This is a genomic window from Streptomyces sp. NPDC005374 (assembly GCF_042872225.1).
In the GTDB taxonomy this organism is placed as follows: Bacteria; Actinomycetota; Actinomycetes; order Streptomycetales; family Streptomycetaceae; genus Streptomyces.
This window is the reverse complement of record NZ_JBIAKA010000006.1, coordinates 36881-60749: the sequence shown is the minus strand read 5'-3', so window position 1 is coordinate 60749 and position 23869 is coordinate 36881. Positions and strand designations below refer to the sequence as shown.

At 69.7% G+C, this 23869-nt stretch carries 11 protein-coding genes and 2 pseudogenes; 6 read left to right on the top strand and 7 right to left on the bottom strand.

Annotation, left to right across the window (positions count from 1 at the left end; translation table 11 throughout):
- Positions 1–151: 151 nt before the first annotated feature.
- The 3 genes from ACFYRX_RS16500 to ACFYRX_RS16490 all read right to left on the bottom strand — a co-directional run bounded on the left by ACFYRX_RS16500 (position 152) and on the right by ACFYRX_RS16490 (position 1821).
- Complete coding sequence (locus ACFYRX_RS16500; protein ID WP_266555159.1) at positions 152–481, bottom strand: hypothetical protein; 330 nt, start codon at positions 479–481, stop codon at positions 152–154.
- A gap of 62 nt (positions 482–543) precedes the next feature.
- A complete protein-coding gene (locus ACFYRX_RS16495; protein ID WP_266555158.1) occupies positions 544–855 on the bottom strand; it encodes a hypothetical protein in 312 nt (103 codons plus the stop codon).
- A gap of 24 nt (positions 856–879) precedes the next feature.
- Entirely contained in the window at positions 880–1821 is a 942-nt protein-coding gene (locus tag ACFYRX_RS16490; protein WP_389100080.1) for a serine/arginine repetitive matrix protein 2, read from the bottom strand.
- A 189-nt stretch (positions 1822–2010) separates the two neighbouring features.
- On the opposite strand from ACFYRX_RS16490, the gene ACFYRX_RS16485 reads away from it, so the two are divergent.
- From ACFYRX_RS16485 to ACFYRX_RS16470, 4 genes are all read left to right on the top strand, one after another.
- Complete coding sequence (locus ACFYRX_RS16485) at positions 2011–10623, top strand: hypothetical protein (protein WP_389100078.1); 8613 nt, start codon at positions 2011–2013, stop codon at positions 10621–10623.
- Positions 10620–13229, top strand: coding sequence for a right-handed parallel beta-helix repeat-containing protein (locus ACFYRX_RS16480; protein ID WP_389100076.1), 2610 nt, complete (start codon positions 10620–10622; stop codon positions 13227–13229). Before ACFYRX_RS16485 ends, ACFYRX_RS16480 begins: the two co-directional genes overlap by 4 nt.
- 53 nt (positions 13230–13282) lie before the next feature.
- Positions 13283–14140, top strand: a complete 858-nt coding sequence (locus tag ACFYRX_RS16475; protein WP_389100074.1) for an RICIN domain-containing protein — start codon at positions 13283–13285, stop codon at positions 14138–14140.
- Positions 14141–14299: 159 nt separating this feature from the next.
- The gene (locus ACFYRX_RS16470) at positions 14300–15118 is read left to right on the top strand and encodes a hypothetical protein (RefSeq protein ID WP_389100072.1); all 819 of its coding nucleotides are present in this window, start codon (positions 14300–14302) and stop codon (positions 15116–15118) included.
- 137 nt (positions 15119–15255) lie between these two features.
- On the opposite strand, the gene ACFYRX_RS16465 is transcribed toward ACFYRX_RS16470, so the two are convergent.
- The 3 genes and pseudogenes from ACFYRX_RS16465 to ACFYRX_RS16455 form a co-directional block, all read right to left on the bottom strand.
- Positions 15256–16056: an alpha/beta fold hydrolase gene (locus ACFYRX_RS16465; protein WP_389100071.1), complete on the bottom strand. Its 801-nt coding sequence runs from the start codon at positions 16054–16056 to the stop codon at positions 15256–15258.
- A 31-nt stretch (positions 16057–16087) separates the two neighbouring features.
- A pseudogene (locus ACFYRX_RS16460) lies at positions 16088–16549 on the bottom strand (transposase); the annotation flags it as partial.
- 904 nt (positions 16550–17453) lie between these two features.
- A pseudogene (locus tag ACFYRX_RS16455) lies at positions 17454–17726 on the bottom strand (ISAzo13 family transposase); the annotation flags it as partial.
- Between the two features lie 1101 nt (positions 17727–18827).
- Here ACFYRX_RS16455 and ACFYRX_RS16450 point away from each other — a divergent pair.
- Both ACFYRX_RS16450 and ACFYRX_RS16445 read left to right on the top strand, forming a co-directional pair.
- Positions 18828–21722 (top strand): hypothetical protein, encoded by a 2895-nt coding sequence (locus ACFYRX_RS16450; RefSeq protein ID WP_389100070.1) that lies wholly within the window; start codon positions 18828–18830, stop codon positions 21720–21722.
- Between the two features lie 9 nt (positions 21723–21731).
- Positions 21732–22811, top strand: coding sequence for a hypothetical protein (locus tag ACFYRX_RS16445; protein WP_389100068.1), 1080 nt, complete (start codon positions 21732–21734; stop codon positions 22809–22811).
- A gap of 161 nt (positions 22812–22972) precedes the next feature.
- Here ACFYRX_RS16445 and ACFYRX_RS16440 read toward each other — a convergent pair whose 3' ends face one another.
- Entirely contained in the window at positions 22973–23605 is a 633-nt protein-coding gene (locus ACFYRX_RS16440; RefSeq protein WP_389100066.1) for a DUF4352 domain-containing protein, read from the bottom strand.
- Between the last annotated feature and the right edge of the window lie 264 nt (positions 23606–23869).

Genomic DNA, 23869 nt, shown 5'->3' with positions numbered 1-23869 from the left:
CCGGGGCGGGGGTGGCGGGCGGGCGCGGCGCCCCCCCCGATGGGCTACCCGCTCCCGCCCCGGGCGCTGGAGGAATAAGAGAACAGAAGGGGGGGGGGGGGGGCGGGGCCCGGCCCCCCCACCCCCCTTTGCCATTACTCCCGTTACCGGGTCAGGCGTTCGCCTCGTTCTGGGCCTTGATGACCTCGTTGGCGATGTCCTGGTCGGACTGGGCGATCGAGTCGCCGATGTCCTGGAAGCTCTTGCCGTACTCCCCGATGTTGCTGGCCGAGGACTTCATCTGCTTGCTGAAGGCGTCGTACGCGTCCTTGAGCGCGGGGCTGGCCTTCTCGAAGACGAGGCCGTCCTGGAGCAGGCCGCTCACCGTGGTCTCCAGGTCGGCCAGTTCGTTGGAGATGTCGGTGAGCTTGTTGCCCATGGCCGTGGCGGCCCGGGCGATCTCGTCGTAATCGAAAAGGACATCGGGATTTCCTGCTGCCATCGTGATCCTCCTGAGGGGTGTCCGACTGCTCGGGCTACTGGACCGGCGACCTGCCCGGAGGGCTACTGGCCGCTGCTGTTGACCTTCTCGGCGATGTCGTGGTCCATCCCCTTCACCGACTCCATGATCTTGCGGAACTGCTCGGCGTAGCCCTTGATGCTGTCGGTGGCCTCCTTCAGAGAGGTGGTGAACTTCTCGTACTGCACCTGGAGGGCGGGGCTGGACTCGGTGAGGATCAGGGCCGTGTCCAGGAGGGTGTCCACTTCCTGCTTGGCCTCGTCCATGCGCGGGACCAGGGTCTGGTCGACGCTCGTGTCCAGCAGGTTGGCCACACGCTCGATCTCGGTATAGGAGAGGCTGATGTTGGCTGCCATGGGGGAGGGGTCCTTTCCCGGTCTCTACTCTTCGTCGTCGTCTTCGGGGGTCACCCATTCCGCGTCCGGGCCGGAGCGGGTGGAGACGGTGACCTTGCCGTCCTGGTCGGTGCTCGTCATGGTTCCCGAGCCGTCGTCGCCGATCGCGAAGACGCTGGTGGTCTTCGAACCGTCCGCGTAGGTGGTGACCATGGTGTAGTCGCGGGCGTCGAAGGCGTCCTTGGTGCCGTTGCCCTCCGGATCGATGATCTTCGGGGCGGAGTCGTACGTGGTGACCGACGTGTACGACTGGCCGTCGGGGGTGGTGATCGTCGACGTCTCCTTCATGACGTCGTACTGGTCGTTCAGCTCGACCTTGACCTCGACCTTCCCGTTCTCGTCCTCGTAGGAGTACGTGGTCGGCGGGTCGTCGGCGGGCTTCTCCGGCGCGGGGCCCGGCGGATCGGGGGCGTCCGTGTCGTTCTGCCAGGTCTCACACCAGGAAGGGGCGCCGTCGGCCCGGCAGACCTCACCGATGTCGGCGTCCGGGTGCTGGTCGAAGTAATCACCGGCGCCGATCTCGTCGAGGTAGGCGTCCCACGCCGTCTTGTCCTCCTGCCAGTCCTCGTACGCCTCCGTGTCGTTCTTCCAGTCGTCGAGGCCGATGCTGGAGCCCATCAGCCCCGCCGCGCTGGAGAGTTGGGAATCGGCGTCGAAGAAGGTGTTGGCAACGGAGCTGAAGACGTCGGCCAGTTGGCCGAGCCCGTCCTTGGCCTGCTTCGTACGGGAGCTGGAGCGGCGGTAGAAGAGGTTGAACGCCGAGGAGAGACCGGAGTCGCCGAAGACCGCCCTGCGCTCGCTGGAGGTGTCCTCGCCCACCTCCTTGAACGCTCCGGTCGCGCCGCCCGAGTCGGCCTGGTCGGCCAGGTCGTGCATCTTCTTCTGGACCGTGTGCAGGGCCGAGTAGTCGATGGAGAAGTCCGCCACGCGTCGTACCTCCTGATGTGCCGTCCGCCTCTTCCGCCCCGTCCACGCACCAGGACCCCAGGAAGGTTCAACCGACACTGTTTTCCCGTGCGTTGAACCATCTCGGGGTCCTGGTGCGTGGACGGTACAGATGACGGCCCGTATGACGGGCCCGTACGCACGTCCCGGAAGCAGAAGGAGGCGCCCCCGATGGCTCGTCCCGCCGACTGGAGCGCGCTCGACCTCGGCAGCGACCCCACCCCGGGCGACGCCGCCCGGATCGACGAGATCATCACCTCGCAGGGCGAACTGGTCACCCTGGCGGACACCATCGACTCCGGGCTGACGGAGATCAAGAACACCACGGACGGCGCCTTCATCGGCGAGACGGCGGACGCGCTGCGCAAGGTGATCGACGGCGATCTGCGCAACTACGTCACCACGTTCCGCCGGGCCCACGAGGACGCCCAGGCCGCGCTGCGGACCTATGTCGGCGTGATGCGCACCCAGCAGCAGCGGGCCGACGCCGCCCTGACCGCGGCGGCCGCGCTGGCCGAGGACGACGACGAGGGACGCGAGACGCACAAGTCCACCGCCGAGGACGCGGGGGACATCCTGTCGGAGGCCGCCGAGACGGCAGCCTCCGCGCTGACCACGGCGGCGGAGAGCATCGCCTCGCCGATCGACGAGTGCGAGGAGTTCTGGAAGGCGCTGGGCTGGCTGGCGCTGATCCTCATCATCCCCGCGATCATCGTCGGCGGTCCGCTGGCGCTGTTCGCCATCGGGCTCAACGTGGCGCTGCTGATCAAGACGGCGGTGGACTTCTCCCAGGGCAAGGCGAGCGTCACCGAGCTGGTGCTCTCCATCCTGGGCGTCATCGCGCCCACCACCAAGGGCATCAACGTCGGCGCGGTGTTCAAGGGGCTGAAGGGGGCCGGTGTCTCCGCCTTCCAGGGCGGCAAGAACCTGCTCCTTGGCGGGCCCAACGCGTTCGGGCTGCTCGGCCGCATGACGTTCGGTGTCGACGACGCCTTTCGGGCCACCGGGGTGTGGCTGAACGGCGGGCTGCGCGGCATCAACGGGATGAAGTTCACCCCCTTGACGTTCATGCCGGGACTCAAGGGCTTCACCATGGGCGGGGCCGGCCTCGGTAAGGGCTTCGGTGTCGTCCCGTTGGCCAACGAACTGACCGTCATCAACCTGCTCGGTGCGAAGAGCTTCTTCGCGGTGCGGACCGTGATCAGCGGCCTCAACGGCATCGGGAGGCTGGGCAGTTCACTGGGCAGCACGATGCTGAACGGCGTGCGCGGGCTCAACGGGCTGCGGTTCTTCCTGCCGGTCGCCGCGGACGAGATGGGCAACGGCCTGCTCTTCGCGCTCAGGATCGGCGTCATCGACCGCGGTGTCTTCGGCATGTACCGGTACGGGGCCTTCGCCGGGGGTCAGTTCCTCGGCGCGTCGAGCAAGATCAGCGGCGCCGCCGCCTCGGGGCTCACGCTGCTGCGGCCCGGGGCCGACCTGGGCGGCCTGTCCCACATCAACGTGAGCGGCTTCACTCCCACCCCGACCGGCGGACTCGGCGCGGGGCTGGCGAGCGTGCCGTCGCTGAACCTGTCGCCCTCGATCGGGAACGTCAATCTCACCGGCGGTCTGAGCGGGCTCGGCGGGTCCTTCAACGCGCCCGTGCCGGCCATCGGCGCCCGTATCACCGATCTGCCCGCCGTCACCGGGCTCAGCGGTGTGCACATGCCCCAGCTGGGCGGCATCGGCAATGTGACCCTGCCGCAGCTGGGCCAGGTCAGTCAGATCGGCCAGGTCGGCACGGTCGGCGTGGCCGGGCTCCGGGGCGCCGACCTCAGCGTGGGGGACATCGCCGCGGTCGGCGTCGCCCGGATCGACGTACCGAGTCTGGGGTCGGTGGCATCCGGGCCGACCGCGGTGCGGGTGGACATGCCGTCGATGGACGCGCGGGTGACCGACATCCCCTCGGTGAACGGCCTCGGGTCCGTGTCCTCGCCGTCCGTCGGCCAGGTCGACGTCCCGTCCGTCTCCCAGGTCAACGTGCCCACGATGGGCCTCGGCCAGGTCAACGTGCCCACGGTGAACATGGGCGGCGTGGACGTCCCCACGGCGAGTCTGCACCAGGTCAACGTGTCGAACCCGGGGGCGCTGTCGAACGGCCCGACGACCGTACGGGTGGACGCCCCCGCGATGTCCGCGCGGATGACCGACATCCCCTCGGTGAACGGCGTCGGCTCGTCCCTGGGCCGGGTCGACGTGCCGTCGGTGGGCCGGATGGACATCCCGGCCACCGGCAGTGTGACCATGCCGTCCGTCGGCCGCGTCGACGTTCCGGCCACCGGCAGCGTGAACATGCCGTCCGTGGGCCGGGTGGACATCCCGTCGGTCGGGAGCGTCAACGTGCCCTCGGTGGGCCGGGTGGACGTCCCGGGCTCCGGGGGTGTGAGCATGCCGTCGGTCGGCCGCGTCGACGTCCCGCCCACCGGGAGCGTGAACGGGCTGAGGGGAGGCGCGTCGGATGTCAGCGCCGGGGCCGCCCATGTGGAGGTGCCGCCCGCCACGGCCCTGGGACGGGTGGACGCGCCCGTCAGCGGTACGCCCGCGGTGAACCCGGCGCCGGCGAACGCGCTGGGAACGCACCCGACCCCGACCCCGACTCCGACCCCGGGCGGGCTCGACGGCGGCCCGGGGGCGCACGTCCCGCCGCCCGGCACCGGGGGACCGGCCAAGAACGGCCCCCTCGGCCTGCTGGGCAACGACGGCCTCTTCGTCGACCTGCCGAAGCTCGGCCGTGTCGACCTGGCGGCGTTCCGCGACCAGCACCGGAACATCCAGGTCTTCATGGTCAAGACCGAGTCCCAGTCCCTGAACCTGCAGCACACCTTCACCAACATCCCAAGGCTGCCCAACGTGCGGGTCGAGGTCACCCCGACGGCCACCGGGCCGCAGGTCGTCCCGGCCACCCCGGGAGTCAGGGCGACGTTCGAGACCCTGCCGGGCGGTGGCGGCCAGTTCCTAAGGATCGAGCATGACGTCGCGGGCGGCGTCAGCCGCACGGACTACCACCTGAGCGCCGCCCTGAACCACCAGCAGATCGACAGCAGGGTCATCCCGGACATCGAGCTCCAGAACCTCACCCCGCAGGTCCCGCTGCCGCATCAGAACGCCGCGGCCGGCCCCTCCGGACTCAACAGCGCACCCGCCACCCACGCGGTCAACGTGCCCGGCCTGAACGGCGTCCGCGTCGACATCACTCCCGGGTCCCTCCCGAACATCACCAACCCGAACGGCTTCCAGGGGCTGCGCGCGGACCGAATCGGCCAGGGGAACGTCGTCCGCATCGAGCACGTCAACGGGGGCGAGACCCGCCACTGGGACTTCGACGTGGACGCGAACGGCACCCGGCTGGTCGGCGCCGAGCGCCAGATCACCCTGCAGGGCGGCCACTTCGGCGGTACGACGGTCAGGATCGACGTCACGCCGGGCGGCGCCGGCGGCCTGCGGCACTTCGACGCGGCGGGGGCGCCCCAGCCGGGCGGCACCCATGTCGGTGGCGAGTACCGTGTCCCGGGCGCCCCCAACAACCGGATCGAGTTCTACGACGCCAACTACACCCACGCGTACGACCACCTCACCCTGAACGGGGGCGCGTCGAACGGCACGGTGCTGCAGATCGACGCCAACGGCACCACGGCCCACCTGGTGGGCCAACCGACGGTGAACGTCACGGTCCTGCCGGGCGGTGGTTTCCATGTGTCGGAGACGACCGGCAGCTGGCTGCGGGTGTACGGGGCCGACGGCGCCTATGTGCACCGGGTGCTGCCGGTGCCGAACGGCCATCAGATCCGCTTTCCCGAGGCCGGTCGCACGACCCACGACCTCTTGGACGCGACCGGCCGCCATCTGCAGCGCGCCCACGTGGAGCCGCAGCGGGGCTCGGGCGGCTTCCGGATCGATCACGGCGGGGGCCAGCCGCACACGGTCGTCGACAGCGCCGGTGGGCACACCCACGACGCCCGGCCGCTCAACGGCGGTGCGGCGGGCGGCCAGTTCGTGCACACGCCGGTGGCGGGCAGGCCGCCCGGGCTCATCCGCACCGACGCGGCCGGGGTGGTCCAGACGGACGGAGTCACCCATGTCGGTGGCGAGTACCGTGTCCCGGGCGCCCCCAACAATCGGATCGAGTTCTACGACGCCAACTACACCTACGCGTACGACCACCTCACCCTGAACGGGGGCGCGTCGAACGGCACGGTGCTGCAGATCGACGCCAACGGCACTACGGCCCACCTGGTGGGCCAACCGACGGTGAACGTCACGGTCCTGCCGGGCGGTGGTTTCCATGTGTCGGAGACGACCGGCAGCTGGCTGCGGGTGTACGGGGTCGACGGCGCCTATGTGCACCGGGTGCTGCCGGTGCCGAACGGCCATCAGATCCGCTTTCCCGAGGCCGGTCGCACGACCCACGACTTCTTGGACGCGACCGGCGGTCATCTGCAGCGCGCCCACGTGGAGCCGCAGCGGGGCTCGGGCGGCTTCCGGATCGATCACGGCGGGGGCCAGCCGCACACGGTCGTCGACAGCGCCGGTGGGCACACCCACGACGCCCGGCCGTTCAACGGCGGTGCGGCGGGCGGCCAGTTCGTGCACACGCCGGTCGGGGGCGGCGTGGTCGTCCGCACGGATGCGGCCGGCGCGCCCCAGGGCGGCATCACTCCCGTCGGCGGCGGGTACCAGGTCCCGACCGCCAACAACCGGATCACCTTCTACGACGCCAACCTCACGCACGTCCGCGACGAACTCCCGCTGACCGGGGGCGCGTTGAACGGCGGACGCCTCCATCTCAACCCCGACGGCACCGGCCATCTGATCGGCAGCCGGAACGTGACCACCGTCGCCCAGCCGGGCGCCGGCAACGGCTTCCGCATCATCCGCGGCGACGACCACGTCCTTGTCGACGCCGGTGGCGTCCACACCGCCGACGTCCGGCAACTCGCCGGCGGTACCGCCCCCCACGCGAACGGCGAGTTCGTCCACACGCCGGCGGGCGGCGGGCCGGCCGTGCTCAGGCAGGCCGACGGCGCTGCCGTCCCCAACGCCAACTTCACCGTCCGCGCCGACGGCAGCTACCTCATCGAACAACCGGGCCACATCCGGGTCCACAACGCGGCGGACGGCACCGTCGACATCGACGCCGTCCGGCTCTACGACGGGGCCGGCGCGCGGCTCGGGCAGAACGCCGGCGTCCGCCCCGGCGGAGCCCTGGAGCTGCTGGATAACAACCTGGCCGCGATCCCGAACGTCAAGGTCACCGCGCGGCCCGGCGGCGGCCACCGCGTGGAGCAGGCGGACGGCAGCTTCCAGCTCCACGGCAACAACGGCAGGCTGGACCGCTCCGTCGTCGACGCCGGCCAGGGCGGCATCTTCCGGGTCGACGACGCGAACGGCACCCGCCTCTACGACACCGTGCGCCTCGGCGACGGCATCGGCACCCGCTTCCTGCGCACGGACATCAACCAGCTCCGCGTCCTGGACGGAGAGTTGGCCCAGGTGCCCACCCCGCCGCCCGGCACACCCCACGTCACCATGCAAAACGGCCAGTACAAGGTCAACGGCGTCGGTGCCCCGCACCAGGGCGAGTTCAAGCTGTACGACGCCGACGGGCGGCTCGCCTCCCAGCGGATCAACGTCATCCACGAGGGCCAGATCAAGCCCAACCAGCACATCGAGGTGACCTATCCGGCCGCGGGCGGCGCCAAGCCGACCTGGGTACGCGTCCACCTCGACGGGACCGGCACCCCGCGGCCACAGAACGCCAACCGGCCCTGGTACGACGGCGGGACGGTCGACCTCAAGGGCTTCGACCACGGCCGGCTCAGGCTGCTCGGCCACTCCGGCGCCGAGGTGTTCGAGCGCCGCCCGCTGCCGTTCGGCAACGGCGGCTCGATCGACGCGTACCACTCCTCCGCCGGAGCCGGGACCTTCGGCCGCTTCAACCAGCGTGGTGTGTGGACCGAGTTCGACGGGGCCGGCGTGGCGACCCGTCACGGCACCCGGCACTGGGGCGAGAGCGGTCGCAGCTACTTCGACGTCACCACCACCCGGGGCGTCGACACCCGCGTCCACCACTTCCAGCAGAACCCGGACGGCGGCCATGTGTTCGCGAACCTGGACCGCACGGTCTGGACGCAGAGCGCGGGCCGCAGCACCTGGCACCGCTTCGACGCGGACTACAACCACCTGGCGGAAGGGGCCAGGAAGTGGGGTCCAGGGCGGGGCTGGACCGACACCATGCACCACCCGAAGACGAACGCGTCGACCCTCGTCCACGAGAAGTTCGGCCGCTTCACCCCCACCCCGCACGACGTACGCCGCTACTTCCAGGTGGAGATGGGCGCGGACGGCATCCCCAAGCGGGACTGGATGTCCCACTCCGCGCACGGCAAGGAGAACGGCCGCGGCACGACCCTGAGCAACGGCGACTTCCTGGAGACCCAACGCCTCGCCGAGCAGCGCCCGCCGTTCTTCGCCCGCTGGGCGATGAGCGGGGACTACCGGGCCACCAGCCTGGCCAACGCGAACTGGCTGCGGTTCGACGGCAGGTACCAGATCCACGAGTGGAAGCTGACGCCCGCCGCCGGCGGACTGCCCCAGCGGGGCGTGCGGTTCGTCAGCATGAGCGGCGTCACGACGGACATCGCGAGGAACGGCAGCGTCGTCCGGGTCACCGGCAAGGTGGCCAGCGGCAACGACCTCACCGTCGGCAACGTCCCGCTGCCCGCGGGCGCCAACGTCCCGCCGCGCGCCGGCGCCAACGCGGGGCCCAACTACCTGCCCTGGTCGGAGGGGGCGGGCAAGCTCAACGGCCACCGCACCTACGTGCAGGGCGACTTCACCGTGCAGCCGGGCGCTGGCTACCAGCAGACCGACATCCTCTTCCAGGACCGCTTCACCACCAACCGGGCCAACGGCGACTGGTTCTCGCCCGACGCGACCAAGCAGTGGCACGTCACCAGGACCGGGCTCAACGACGGCTCGGTGGTCGAGTACCGGCCCGCCCCCGCCGTCCGTCCGGACGGCCAGGCGGGCAACGGGGACATCGCCTCCCGGCAGAACATCCACGCGGGCAACGGCGACTGGACCAGGTACGACCCGCACGGCATGGTCGTCGCCCGCAAGGACACCTGGCCCGACCCGGCCGCGGGCGGCAACAACACCGTCACGATCACCGCCACGGGCACGGCAGGAGCCAAGAACCTGGAGTGGCGCGGCCCGAACGGCACGCGCGGACCACGGGTGACGGAGAACAAACGGGGCATGGAGACCTGGGCCTGGGACAAGGAGTCGTTCCAGGACTTCGAACGGATGACGCCGACCGACGAGCTCCGGCTGATCCGCGAGCACCGGCTGCTCGGGGACGGCACCACCGTCGACGCCTGGCGCGTCAGCCGGGACCCGGTCACCGGCATCGAGACCTGGCAGTGGAACAAGATCGACCGGCACGGCAACGTCATGGACTTCGGCGGCGGCGCCGCGAACCGGATCCGCAGCTGGATCGACTCCAACGGCAACCCGCTCACGGCCTGGCGGCAGGACGCCCGCTGGCGGGACGAGGTGGCGACCCCGGACCCGAACAACCCGGCCACCATCAACCACATGACCGTGCAGGAGATCCCGGCCCGCCCGGCCACCGGCCCGATCCACTCCTGGGCCACCGACGCGCCGTTCCGGGTGCGCGAGTACGTCTCCGACGTCGGCGGCACGTTCAACTCCAACGTATGGAAGGAGTTCGACAACGGCATCGACATCCGCCGCAAGACCGACCTCGGCGACAACACCTTCCTGGAGAGCGAGGAGTGGCACAAGCAGTGGCGGCGCTACGGCGGCCCCACCGGCACGACGCTCCTCGAACAGCGCGCCATCTCCGGATACATCTGGAACACCGACACGTTCGGCCGGACCACGCTCATCGGCCGCGAGACCAACTACATCGGCGCGCTCGGCGAATACCGCGGCTTCAGCCGGATGTGGCGCGAGCCCAACCGCTGGGACTTCGGCCGCAGCGTCGGCGGCGAGTCCGTCTACACGCCGTTCGCCGGGAAGGCCGCCCAGATGCTCGCCGTCGAGATGGGCCAGGAGTGGCTGCTCGACTTCAGCATGAACCTGGTCGTCTACGGCATCGTCGCGGCCGCCACCGGCGGCGAGTTCGGCTGGAACGACGTAGCAAAGGCGGCCTTCGGCGCGACCGTCAGCGCCGGCGTCAAGGGCACCCTTTCCGCCGGACACCTGGCCACCTTCCGGGGCGGCCCCTGGAAGACGGGCCTCGGCCAGATGGACATGGGCCAGCCCTACTCCCGGCGCCCCAACGACGACGGCTGGCAGGGCGAGTTCGCGGGCAACGAGAAGGTCACCCGCTGGCGCTCGGGCACGTACGACTTCGGCCTCGGCATCTTCGGCGGCGCCCTCTCCGGCTTCATCGGCGGCAGCGCGAGCGCGGCGATCTTCGGCGTCAAGGACAAGGACGGCAACACCGTGCACCTGTACGGCGCGGACGCGCTGCTGGTGGGCGCGGCCGGCGCGGCGGCCGGTGTGATCGGCGGTGTCAGCACCGGCCTGGCCCGGACGATCATCACCCAGAACATCGCCGGGCGTTGGTACCACCGCCAGGGCTTCTTCGACATCTTCGTGGTGGCGGGGATGGGCAAGATGGTCGACAAGATCTTCTCCAACATGTACTTGAGCGGTGTGGTCCGCGACTCGGTCGTCGGGGGCAACGGCTGGAACGGCGGAGGCGGCACGTGACGGACCAGGTCATCAGGGTCGCGCCCAAGGGCCGGGGCGCCCACCGCAGCATCGCCTCGGCGCTCGCCGCCGCACCCGCCGGGGCGGTCGTCACCGTCGCGCCCGGCGAGTACGAGGAGACCCTGCGGCTCGACCGGCGCGTCACACTGGAACCGGAGTACGGCCCCGGCTCGGTCGTCCTGCGGGCCCCCGCGGGCACCGCCCTCACCGTCACCGCCCCGGAGTGCCTGCTGACCGGCCTGGTGCTGCGCGGCGCCGACCCCATGGAGGCGCTGATCCGGGTCGAGGACGCCGCCGGGCTCAGCCTGGAGGACTGCCGGCTCGGCCACGGCCGTATCGAGGTGCTCGGCTCCCCGGACGGCTCCGGAGCGGTCGCCAACGCCGCTCTGGACCTGGACAGCGACCTGGCCGCCGAGCTGGCGGACCCGCTGGGCGGCGGCGTCCTCGTGCTGCGCAGGACCCGGCTCAGCAGTGCCCAGCACACCGCGCTGCACCTCGCCGGGGACGCCCGCGCCCGCGTCGAGGACACGGTGATCGAGTCGGTCGACGGCATCGGCGCCGTCCTGTCCGGCACGGCCGTGCTGCTCGCCGAGCGGCTGCGGATCCAGGAGAACTCCGGGTCCGCGCTGCGGGCTCGTGGCGGCTCCCGGCTGCTGGTGCGCGACGTGCGCCTGGTGGGCGCGGGACGCAACGGCGTCCTCGTCCAGGACACCGCCGAGGCGCTGCTCGCCGACTGCCGGATCGAGGGCGTGGCCCGCTCCGGTGTCCAGGTCTCGCACGAGGCACGGGCTGAGCTGACCGACTGCCGGATCACCGGGGCGGGCGGTCACGGCCTGGAGGCCGGCGACGCGGCCCGGCTGACGGCACGCGGCTGCCATGTGCTGGACCCGGGGGGCCACGGGCTGCTGGCGGCCGGCGGTGCGACTGTGGCGCTGGCCGACTCGCTGTTCGCCCGGACGGGCGGCTCGGCCCTGCACCTGGACGAGCGGGCGGTCGCGGTGGTGACCGGCTGCCGGGTGACCGGCAGCGGGGAGCACGCCTTGTCGGCCGCCGGGAGCGCGCAGGCCGAGGTCACCCGGACCACGCTGGCCGGTGCGCGGGCGTGCGGAGTGCAGGTGGACGACGAGGCACAGGTGGTGCTGGCCGCCGTACGCGTGGAGGACGGCGAGACGGGCGTACGGGTGCGCTCCGGCCGGGAGTCGCAGCTCCTGGACTGCTCGGTGACCGGGCAGCGGCGCGGCGGCATCGAGCTGACCGCCGACGCGGTCGCCGTGCTGCGGGGCACCCGCATCGCCGAGGTCGGCGGCGCGGGCGTGACCGTCGACACCGGGGCCCGGCTGGTCATGGAGGGCGGCGGAGTCTCCGGGGCGGGGGCCGGCGGCCTGGTCCTGGGACACAAGGCACAGGCCGAGGTGCGGGGCGTACGGATCGAGGGCACCGGCAAGAACGGGATCCTCGTCGGCGAGGAGTCCGGCGGCACCTTCGACCACTGCGACGTGTCGGCAACCGCGTTCCCCGCGTTGCACATGGCCCGGGGCGCCACCCCGCGGTTCCGGGGCTGCCGGGTCTTCGACTGCGGCCACGACGCGCAACTCGCCGAGGGCGCCGTGCCGGTGTTCGAGGACTGCGCCTCGATCCGGGTCGGCACGGCCCTGCTTCCGACGCTCTCCGACCTGCCGACGGCCCCGGCCGCACCCCGCACCCCCGCGGGAACCCCGACCACCCCCGCCGTGCCGGCGGCCGGCACCCCGGGCCTGGCCCAGCAGGGCGAGCCCGAACCCGAGCCGGAGACCCTGGAGGACCTGCTCGCCGAGCTGAACGAACTCGTCGGCCTGGACGGCGTCAAACGCGACGTAGGCGGCATGGTCAAACTGATGCAGACCGTACGGCTGCGCGAACAGGCGGGCCTGCCCGCCCCGCCCCTCAGCCGCCACCTGGTCTTCGCCGGCAACCCCGGCACCGGCAAGACGACCGTCGCCCGCCTGTACGGCCGTCTCCTCAAGGCCCTCGGCCTGCTCGCCCGCGGCCACCTGGTCGAGGTCGACCGCAGCGCGCTGGTCGGCGAGTACGTCGGCCACACCGGCCCGAAGACCACCGAGGCTTTCCACCGCGCCCGGGGCGGCGTCCTCTTCATCGACGAGGCCTATGCCCTGGTCCCGGCCGGGACCGCGAACGACTTCGGCGGCGAGGCGATCGCCACCCTGGTCAAGCTGATGGAGGACCACCGGGACGAGGTCGTCGTCATCGCCGCCGGATACCCGGACGACATGGACCGCTTCATCGGCTCCAACCCCGGCCTGTCCTCCCGCTTCACCCGCAGCCTGGTCTTCGCCGACTATTCCACGGCCGAACTGGTCAGCATCGTCGAGCACCACGCCCAGCGCCACCAGTACGAACTCAGTACGGGCGCCCGCAAGGCGCTGGCTGAGCACGTCGAACTGATCCCGCGAGGCGCCCAGTTCGGCAACGGTCGCACGGCCCGTCAGCTCTTCCAGCGCATGACGGAACGGCAGGCCATGCGGGTCGCCGAACTGAACGCGCCCGAGGCGGCCCAACTCGTGCTGTTGGACGAGCAGGACCTGCCCCAGCCCGCCACACCCGTCTGACCGGCCCCTGTCCGTCCTACGGCCCCCACTCCCGATTCCCCGGAGCAACCTCCATGCCCTCGAAGCCCCCGGAGCCCTCGAAACACCCGCAGCGCTTCTCGGAGACCTTCGCCCGCAAGCCCGCCCGCTCGCCCCGCGGTCTTGTCCCCGGGCGCCGGGTCTGGGCCGGTCTCGGCTGGGGAGGCGCCCTGGTCGGCGTCTGCGCCCTCGGCATCTCCCTGGCCAGTAGCGGAGTCTTCGCCTCGGGCGACGACGAGGTGCCCGCTGCGAGCAGCGTCCGGGTCGCGCCGCCCACCCCGTCGCTGACCCCCACCCCCACCCCCACACTGTCCCCGAGGTCAGCGCCCCCCGCCAGGACGCCGGCGAAGACCCCGCGGAAGACCGCGAACCCGGCCGCGCCCCAAGCTCCGGCCAGCCCGGGCGCCGTCACCACCGTCACCGCCGCCCCGAAGACCTCGGCACCCGCCGCCAAGAAGACCGCCGCCGCCAAGCCCAAGGCCACCGCCGCATCCACCCCGAGTCAGGACTTCTCCCGCCCCGTCGGCCAGATCTCGGGCCACTACGACGGGTTTGTCGGTAAGTGCGTCCAACTCGTCGACAGCGTCCTCAAGTTGTACGGCTGCGACGGAGGCTCGGACCAGAAGTGGAGGTTCGCCGCCAACGGCACCCTCCAGAAGGGCGACCGCTGTCTGTCCCTCGCCGGCCGCTCCACCAACGACGGCACCCGGGTCGTCATGGCCGCCTGCGACTCGACCACGGTCACCCAGTGGCGGGTCAGCGGCGCCTACGACATCGTCAACGTCGCCGCCGACAAGTGCCTGGACGTCGCCAACGCCAGCACGGCCAGCGGCTCTCCGCTCCAGATCGCCTGGTGCTCGGGCAACGCGGCCCAGAAATGGACGGTCCCCTGAGCGGGGCGTGCGTGACGTACGAGAAAGACGATGCCCGACTCACCGTCCACGATTCCCGGAGCAACCTCGATGCCCGCACAGTCACCGAAGCCCTCGAAGTCGCCGAACGGCTTCTCGGAGACCTTCGCTCGCAAACCAGCCCGTTCACCCCGCGGTCTCGTGCCCGGACGACGGGTCTGGATCAGCCTGGGCTGGACCGCCGCCGCTCTGACGGTCGTCCTCGCCGTCGGCGTCCCGCTGGTCGGCAGCGACGTCCTCACCTCGCAGGACAGTAGCGAAGTGGTCACCGCGGAGAGCCTCCCCGCCGCGCCCCCTCCCCCTACCTCGCCCTCACCCACGCCCACCAAGACGAAGATGAAGGCCACCCCCACCGCCAAGGCCGAGGTCAAGGCCCCTCCGGCCGTCGTCACCCCAAGGACCTCGTCCGCGGCACCGGTCACGTCGGCGCCGGCGGCCGCTACGACGGAGAAGGCGGCCAAGCCGCAGGTGAGGACCGCCGCGGTCGCCGTGCAGGCGCTGGCCACCCGGAATCCGGGCCGACACATCTGCTACCGGGCGTATGTGGAGAACCTCGGCTGGCAGGCCGCGGTGTGTGATGGCGCCACCGCCGGCGCGGCGGGCCAGGGCAGGCCGATCAAGGCGCTGAACATCGCGGTTTCCGGCACCAACGGTACGGCTGCCACCGCCTTTGTCCACAACCCCGACTCGACGGACGGCAAGGGTCACTACAACGCGCCGTGGAAGGGCGCGGTCGACGGCATCGACAACTACATCGGCAGCGGCAGGAACAGCGCCCCGGACATGCTGGGCTTCTCCATCAACGTCGGCAACAGCACGAGCGTCATCTGCCAGACCTCGTACGTCCACAAGGAGGGCTGGCACGGCATGGGCTGCGACGAACCCGGCGGCGAGAACCTGATCTTCGGCGGCACCCTCACCAACGACCTGTGGCTCGAAGCCGTCAGGTTCACCGTGTGAGGTGACCTTGACGGCGGGCAACAGGCGCGAGGAGAGCAGTGTGGCGCCCCCGGCAGGACTGAGTAATTGTCAAGACCTGTGGATCGATGACTGTCTGCGGTATCGACTTACCCGTCGTTGTGGCCGAGCGGGAGTTGTCAGGCGAGTTCGTTGAGGAAGTCCGAGAGCAAGGTGTGCAGAGTCCCGGGCTGTTCCAGGTGTAGGTCGTGGCCGGTTCGGGGGATGCTGACGGCCACGGTGGCGGGGCGTCGGCGGAGCATGTCGTCGGCTTCCAGCGGCGGGATGATGCTGGACTGGGCCAGGGTGACCAGGGTCGGGCACTTGACCTGCTCCCACTCGTCCCAGAAGGTACGCCGGGCATTTTCCGCCAGTGAGCGGACCATCACGTCCCGGTCGAAGCGCGGCCACCAGCCGCCGTCGCGTTCTTCCAGGCCGGCTGCCCAGCCTTCGCCGACCGGTCCGCCGCCCAGGAACTGGACGGCAACATCGAGAGAGGCGAACGGTGTCGGCCATGAGTCCAGCCATCCGGCGATCTCGCCGGGAGTGTTGGGGTTTGCACCGCCTGGACCGGCCTCGATGAGCACGAGCGCGTGGATTCGCTCGGGGTGTGCGGCGGCGGTCAGCATGGCGGTGTGCCCGCCCAGGGATTGGCCGACCAGGATCGGCCGTCGCAACTCCAGCTGATCGACCACGGTGATGACATCGGCGACGTAGGCAGCGCGGGAGACATCCTTTGGGAGGCGTTCGCTGTCGCCGTGCCCGCGTTGGTCGACCGCGACGACCCGATACCCGGGGCTCAAGCGCCGGGATGTCGCATCCCATTCGCCCGCATGGCCGGCCAGACCGTGCAGCAACACGATGGGCTGTCCCGGCCCACCCCAGTCCCGGCAGACAAGTCGGACGCCGTCGCGCACCACGATGCGCTCGGACCAGGTCACGCGAGGTCTCCAGGGGATCGACTGACTTTGATCATGCCGCAAGAGCCTCCGGGCGTTCAATGAGGCGGCCGCGTTCGAAGCGGGCTCCGGCGCGGACGAGCGCGACAGCGTGGGGTGCGTTCACGGCCCGCCAGCGGGCCGGGGCGGACTCGATCAGCTTGAAGACCATGGCGAGTCCGGCGGCGCGGCTGCCCGCGCCCTTGGTGACCTTGGTCCGCAGTCGCACGGTGGCGAAGGTCGACTCGATCGGGTTGGTGGTCCGCAGGTGGATCCAGTGCTCGGCGGGGAAGTCGAAGAACGCCAGGAGCTCGTCCTCATCGTCGGTGATCCGCTTGGCGACCTTGGGGTACTTCGCCCCGTAGGCCCGTTCGAAGTCGCGGACTGCTTTGGCCGCGTGTTCCTTGTCCTCGGCGTTGTAGATCTCCTGGATCGCGCGCTTGGCCGCGGGCTGGGCGGATTTCGGGAGTGCGTCGAGCACATTTGCGGTTTTGTGAAGCCGTAAGGAATCAACCTGTCGGTGTGTCGTCTTCGCTTCGTGCGGCGGCGAGGAGTTTGGCGGCGGAGCGGTAGCGAGTGCTGGCCGGGGGTGGGAGGAGTCCGGATTCGGCGAGGAGGGGGCGGATTTCGCGGATCGTGTTGCCGATCGAGGACCTGCTCACGTCTCCCAACGCGTCAGCGAGGACGTCCATGGTGCACAGCTTCGGCAGGTAGAGGAGGGCGAGCACGACGCGCTCTTCGTCGCCGATCTTCTTGGGGAAGACGCCGCCGCGGCTGCCCGGCTGGCGGTCGGCGCCTCGGCGCTGGTAGGAGGCTCGTTCGGTCTGAGCGAGCTGGCGTGGGGCGAGCCGGCGGGCGAGTGCGCTCAGGTCTTCGCGGGACATGCCGGTCAGACGCGGATGGGACAGGTCCTCCATGACCTGAGTGCGGGGCGGGGTCGTCGCGGTGTCGAGGAAGGCCAGCAGTTCGGTCGCCGTGGTGAAGCGGGTCGGCGCGTATCCGGGCTGGTGACGGTGGTCCTCCAGTACTCGTCGGGTTTCGGCGACGAGTTGGCCGATGCATTCGGGAGTCACTTCCAGCATGTCCGCCAGCAGTCGCATCGAGCAGACCTGCCGCTGGTAGAGGAGGGTGAGCATGACCCGGGTCGGGTCGTCGAACAGCGGCCTGCTGCCGCGTAGCTTGCCAGTGGCCCGACGGGCGCGTCCGCCGCGTTGCTCGCTGTAGCGTTCCTGAGCCCGTGCTGCCTGGAGTGGAGCCAACTCGGCGCACAGGTCGGCGAGTTCTGCGCTGTCAAGCCCGGTCAGTCGCGGATCGGCCAGGCGGGCCAGGAGAGAATTGCGCCGGTCGGCGACGCCGAGCGTCTCGCATGTGACGGGTGGGGCCGTCGGCTCGGTGGGTTCGGGCAGCAGGCTGTAGTTCCACTGCCCGTGGGTCTCGTGCTTGACCAGGGGCAGGGCGGCGAAGCGGTCCTTGCTGATCGCGATGCCGGTGGGGTAGTCGCCGGTGTCGAGGTGGGCTTCCACCGTCAGCCCGGTTCGGGTGCGGGTGGCCGCGATCGTCTGCAGTACGACGTCGTGGCTCGTGAGCGGCCTTCCGCGCCAGTTGTGGGTGATGTGGGAGAAGAGCCGGTGCTCGATTTTGTTCCACTTCGAAGTACTTGGCGGGAAGTGGCAGTGTGCCTTCCCGGTTTTGGCGCGAGGTCTGGAAGCTCATGACGTGGAACATCGGCTCTGGACCTGGATTTCTGGGTGAACGGTGACAGGTCATCTGACAGGCGCATACTACGTACCGTTCATGTTTGGCCAGAGATGGCAGCGCTGTGACCTTGTTAGACGTGATAGAGCTGGAATGTCGCTGATACTTCGGGAATCCTGATGAGTTCTACTGCATGTGTGCAGGTCAGGGAGCTGTAGAGACGTGGTGGCAAGTCGCTTGCTGTCGGCGACCACCCTGGGGGAGACGCTAACGTCGCTCACTGCCACTGTCATGAGCCACAGTGCCACGCACCTGGCGGCGATCGGCGCTAGCTGGGTCCTAACAGGCGCCGTATCCACAGCTCCCACCGCCCGCCCGTTGCGCCGCGGCCAGCGTGACGGCCTCTCCCGCCGTTTCAGCGACAGTGCGAGCTGCTGTTATGCCGCTTCGGGTGGTGTGTCGCTTCCTGAGGCTGCGTCAGTGCTGTGCTGAGCATGAGGCTGTCGATGAGAACGGTGCGGTGGTGGGGCACTGAGCTCTTGTGCTCCACCACCCGAGGCCGCTCCCGCGGTGACACTTCCCCGACTGGCCGGGCCGGACGAGGGCGAGGCGGTGAGAGAGGACGAGCTTGCCGGGGCACATGATGAGTGAGCTGTAGCTGTGGGACGACAACCCGACGAAGGTTGACCTTCTGGGGTTCACCTCGATCCCCGACTTGGGATGATCCGCTGGCCGCACCGCTGTGCTAGTTGTACGGGAAGTCGTTCCTATCGGCCGCATGACCACGGACACTGAGGATTCCGGAGTGCACCCAATTATCTCGTCTGGCTGCGGCTGCTGGAGTTGATGGACGCGGCGCGCCATCCTCGTGCAGTCAACCGGCAAGGACTCTTTGGTCGCCGAACCCGCGCGGGGGCACAGTCGTACCACTTCTACGCGAACGTGCGCATGGACCGTTCGTGGATCCGGGCGCATCCTTACCTTGGCAACGGACATACTGCGGGTCGCACGAGCAACCAGCTCGCTTGGGCGCCGGAGCCGTGGCTCCAATCCGGAGTGCGCACCCGCGGAGGTCGCTCATGGACGGACAGAATTCCCTGGCGGATGTTTTCCGGTTCGCGCAGCTGCGACCAGCGCGACCTGTCCGGGAATCGAACGGCGTCGCGCTTGTGATCGGCGAGGTGAGCCAGCAGTTGGGCGACGCGACCACCGTGGATGAACGCATCGTGCTCGCCAACGAAGTGCTGAGCGACGGTGAGCGGTCGGTGCGCAACGTGGGGGAGCTCGCGCTGGGACCCGAGATCCTTGAAGCCTACGGGGAGATGGGCAGCAAGGAGACCCCGACGGTGGGTACCCTCGTCGCCGAGATCAGCGACGTCGAAGCGCTCGTCGCGCGGCCGGAGTTCGAGGACGACCGGACGCGGCTGTCCAACACGCTGCTGGCCTCGACCTACGGCACGCGTGACGCGGACCTCAACCTGCGGAGGCTCGCCCTGGTGTACCGGCTCTACGCCGCGCTCCGCCTCGCGGCGAGCGGCGACGGGCACAACGTCACCTTGGCGGAATTAGCGGCCATCCCTGTGGTTGGTCCGCCCCCGAGCCCGCCCAGCGCCGCAACGCCCGCGAGCCTGGGGACGGCCATTGACTCGCTCCCCGTGGTCGCAGGAGGCGGGGCGAAGGGCGCGCCCGCGGTGCTCGGCAACGCCATGGATGCGGCGGGCGAGATCGCCCGGTTCGACGTCGGCGGCCACCTCGTCCAGCCCGACGGGAAGGGCCGAGCGATCACGGGATCGGTGCCGTTCACGCTGACCGCGGCTGCCCGGGCCGGCCTTTCTACTGGTACGACAGCGGTGCTGGCGAGCCATTCCATAGACCTCACCAAGACGCCCGCGTACGCCGCGGTCAGCTTGCTGCACGACCTCGCGGAGACACCGGTCCGGCAGCCGTTTGGCGCACACGGAGAGCGCATGCTGGGCACGCCGGGCATGGTCGTCGCACGAAAGGGTGCGGTGCTGCAGGCAGGCCACAGACCCAGGGTCAAGGCGGTCGGCATTGCCTCGCTGCTCGTCGTGAAGCAGCAGATCAAAAGGTACGAGGCTGCTGAGATCGCCCATGTGGAGAACGTCATCGCCGGGGAGCGACGGGTGCGTGAGCACCGCCGTCTTGAGCGTACCGAGGACATCATCACCATCGAGACTGAGCGGTCCAGCGAGAGGGAGAACGAGCTCGAGACAACCGACCGGTTTGAACTCAACCGCGAGACCTCACGCACGTTACGGGAGGACCGGCAGGCGGGGGTCGAGCTGAGCTTGTCCGGCAAGTATGGCCCGACCGTGGAGTTCACCAGCAACGCCGAGATGACCGTGGAGCAGGCCAAGGAGGAGTCGACAAGGAACGCCACGACCTTCTCGAAGGAGGTCGTCCAACGCTCGCTGGAACGGGTCGTGGAGCGGGTACGCGAGGAACGGGTCCGACGCATCGTGCAGGAGACCGAGGAGCGCAACCTGCACGAGATGACCAACTCGACCGACGACCACCACAGCGCGATCTATCAGTTCCTCGACAAGGTCTACGAGGCGCAGGTCTTCGACTACGGCATTCGTCAGATGTTCGACTTCATGGTGCCCGAGCCAGCGTCGTTCCTGTGGTTCCGGGAGCAGGCACCCGTCGCGGGTCCACGGCTCCCCGTCCCTCCGCCCCGCCTCGACAGCTATGCCCCGAACGCCGGCTACGTCGACGCGACGAACTTCCGCGAGCTAGCGGCCCTGTACGGTGCTACCGACGTGGAAGCGCCGCCGCCGCTTTACGTCACCGTCACGGCGGTCCTCGACCATGGCCCGGCCGACGGAGCCACCGAGGAGGGTCGGCTGCGCAGCCGGGGGCGGCTGGACCTCGCCGTCCCGGCGGGCTACACCCCTTGGCACGCGGCCTTCACTGGGATCGCCATGACCGACGACCTGCCCGTCATCGCGATCAGCACTGGGTGGCACTCACTGCTATTGCGCGCTACGGCCGGCGACCGCGAGGTGTTCGACAGCGCTAAGGACCACAAGCTCTACAGCTTCCCGTTGCGGCTGTTCGCCGACTTCTCCTCAAACCCTGTCGACGCAGTCGCGGACACCAAGCTCGCCTTCACCGTCATCGGTTACGAGACCAACGCGTACACGGTCAACGCCGAGTTGGTCTGCCGTCGCCGTGAGCCGATCCTCACACAGTGGCGGCTCACGACGTACGCCAAGATCGAAGCTGCTTACCAGGACCGGCTGCGCGAGCACCAGCAGGAGGTCGCCGACCTGGAGGCACGACAGGCCAGCCCTGTGTCGCCGTACGGCGCGTCGCCGCAGCAGAACCGAGCTACAGTGCGCGACGAGCTGAAGAAGCACTGCCTAACCATCGTGACCGGGCAGACGTACGACGCCATCAGCGCGCCCCAGGACGGGGCACCGCCGACCTTCGACCTCGAACGCGCCGCGGCAGAGGGGGCGTTCGTCCGGTTCTTCGAGCATGCCTTCGAGTGGGACCAGTTGCAGTACGTCTGCTACCCGTACTTCTGGGCGCGCAAGGAGACGTGGGCCGAGCGCTTCGGCCGGCAGGATGCGGATCCGGAATTCCGCGACTTCTGGCGAGCCGGGTGGGCGCGCGTCGTCGTACCCGCGCGGCCGGGCTTCGAGGCAGCGATCCGTCACTTCCTGCAGTTCCGGACACTGCCGCCCTCGGCGGTGGACCCGGAGGTCGAGTCGGAGACGTATCTGCCAATCGTCAAGGAGATCAGCGAGCGCACCGGGCGCGGCCAGGGCGAGCTGCCCGTCGGCGACCCGTGGGAGGTACGGATACCAACCTCCATGGTGCTGGTGCGGGCAGGGAGCGACCTGCCCACCTGGCGACGGACCGACGCGGACAGCTGGGCATGGACGCCTGACGACGCCCCAGCGCCCGCAACGGATGGCGCCGCAGCCCCCGGAACCGACCGATAGCCGCGCGTAATGAACGGAGAGCAGTTACCCGCCGGGCTCGAGGCGTCGACGATGTCCATGATTCAGCAGGCCCGCGACCGCGACTTGCTGTTCGTTCACACCGTCCGGGACGCAGCGACGCTGGCCGGCGAGCAGGTGCAGGACGTACGCCTCAAGCTGCTCGAGAACCCGCCGCCCACTGAGTCCGACAGCTTCCTCATGGACGTGTTCATCTCGCTCGCGCTCGGGCCGGCCGCCGCCCCGCTCGTCCGAGCGCTCAGCACCAGGGCGGTGGGCTTCGCGGTCGCCAAGAGGCAGCTCAGCACCGCCCTCGACGCCGCAGGGCTGAACGTGGCCATCGGGCTCACCGAATCGACGACGATGGCTGACCGCTTTCTTGCACGCAATGACGCCGTCCGCGACCTCTGGACGGGATTCGCCGAGCAGTCGCTCGGAGTCGTCATCACGCAGAGCCAGGCACACTGGCCCAAGCAAGGAGCCCTGCCGAGCCCCGTTCCACTGGAGGGCGACACCGCGAGCGTGGCGATCCGGCGGGCGGCCTACGCGCACGCCCGCGTTCATGAGCTCACGGCCCTTCGCACTTACGACAACCTGGTCACCGGTCTGCAGAGCGGCACTGTCACCCCTGAAGCGGCCAAGCAGCTGTCGACGCTGCTGGCGAAAGACATCGACAAGGACCGTGACGACCAGGCCTTTGAGAAAGGGCTGAGCCTGCTCTTCGAGGCGTCCATCTGGGTCATGCACATCAACGACGCCGTGCGCGCGCCGAGGACGCAGTGGCGTTACCTGTCCATCCCCGCCAAGTTCGACAAGCTGTTCGCGTACTTCATCCGCCGCTTCCCGCACGACCAGGGCAACGGCAACGACAACTTCCTCAGCCACGTCATCCGAACATCGAGCCAGCGCGGAGGATTCCTCGGTGTGGCGGCGAAACCCCTGGCTGGCCAGCTGGGCAAGTATTCCGTCGACGAGCAGGCAAGGGTGGATCTGCTGATCTGGTTCGAGAAGCTGCGCGCTGGCCATGAGGTCGCGCGGACGGCCTTCCAGGGCATCGGGTACGAGAACCTTGGTCCGGTCAAGCCGAAGTAGGCCCGTCGGCCGCCGTGGGCGTCCACGGATCCGTAACTCTGGAGGGGTGCTGCGGCATCGGAGAGCAGCGCTCTCGCCTCGCCCGACTGACTGCTGCCGCCGACCCGCTCCAGCTCGCTCGAGAACTCACCGCCTAATGGACGCGGCTGCCGGAGTCCTCCTCATCCTGTCGTCGAGATCGTCCATTCGGTGGGCTCGCCGCTGCCCGGTTGGTACACGAGGCGCTCCGGCTGCTTACCGCTTGGCACGGGGAAGGCGACGAGACCGCGGGCACACCGCCCGGACGTGAGAGTCTTGTCCATCGGGTACTCCGGCTTCGGCATGTCACCGCCTGAGGAGCCGGTCACCTTGATGGTGGTTCCGTCCTCGTAGGCCAGCGACCATGGGAACTGGTCGACACTGGAGCTGGCGCCCTCGATGTTGCAGACCTTCACGTCGGCGGTCGCCCAGATGTCGCCGCCCTGAAAGGCCTCGGGCTTCGCGGGCTGGGGGCCCTTGTAGGGCTGCTGATAGGCGAGCGCCTGGACGGTGGCATCAACGTCGCTCTCGGCATCAACGATTGTCTTCGTGGCACCCATCTTGAGGACGCTGGTGTCTGTCGTCGATGCGCTGTCGGTGCTCGGCGACGCGGTGACGGTCTGTGTGACAGTGACGCGGATGGTCTTTGGTTCGCCGCTGCCTCCGCAGGCGGTGGCGCTCGCGCTGATCAGCAAGACGGCGGCGATGGTAATGGTGCGCGTGGTCCCCCCCTGGTCGTTCCTGTCGAGGGGGGCATCATGCGTGTCGTGGAGCATGAACGTGGTCGGTGTGTCCGTGTTGTGACCCGATGGGGTGACCTCACGCATCGCACTGCCGCGAAGGCCGGCCGGGGCGTATCTCGCGCGCCGGATCACTGACCCGGTGCCGGACGCCCGCGCTCAAGTCCCGCATACCGCGCGTACAGCACTTCGGCGACGGGCGGCTTGGCATCAGGGCGCGGCTGCTGAACCATGGCCCCAGTATTCCGCGTGGGCCTGTGAGCCGGGTGCGGGCCAGGCTGACGGTATGGCTTCCTGGCT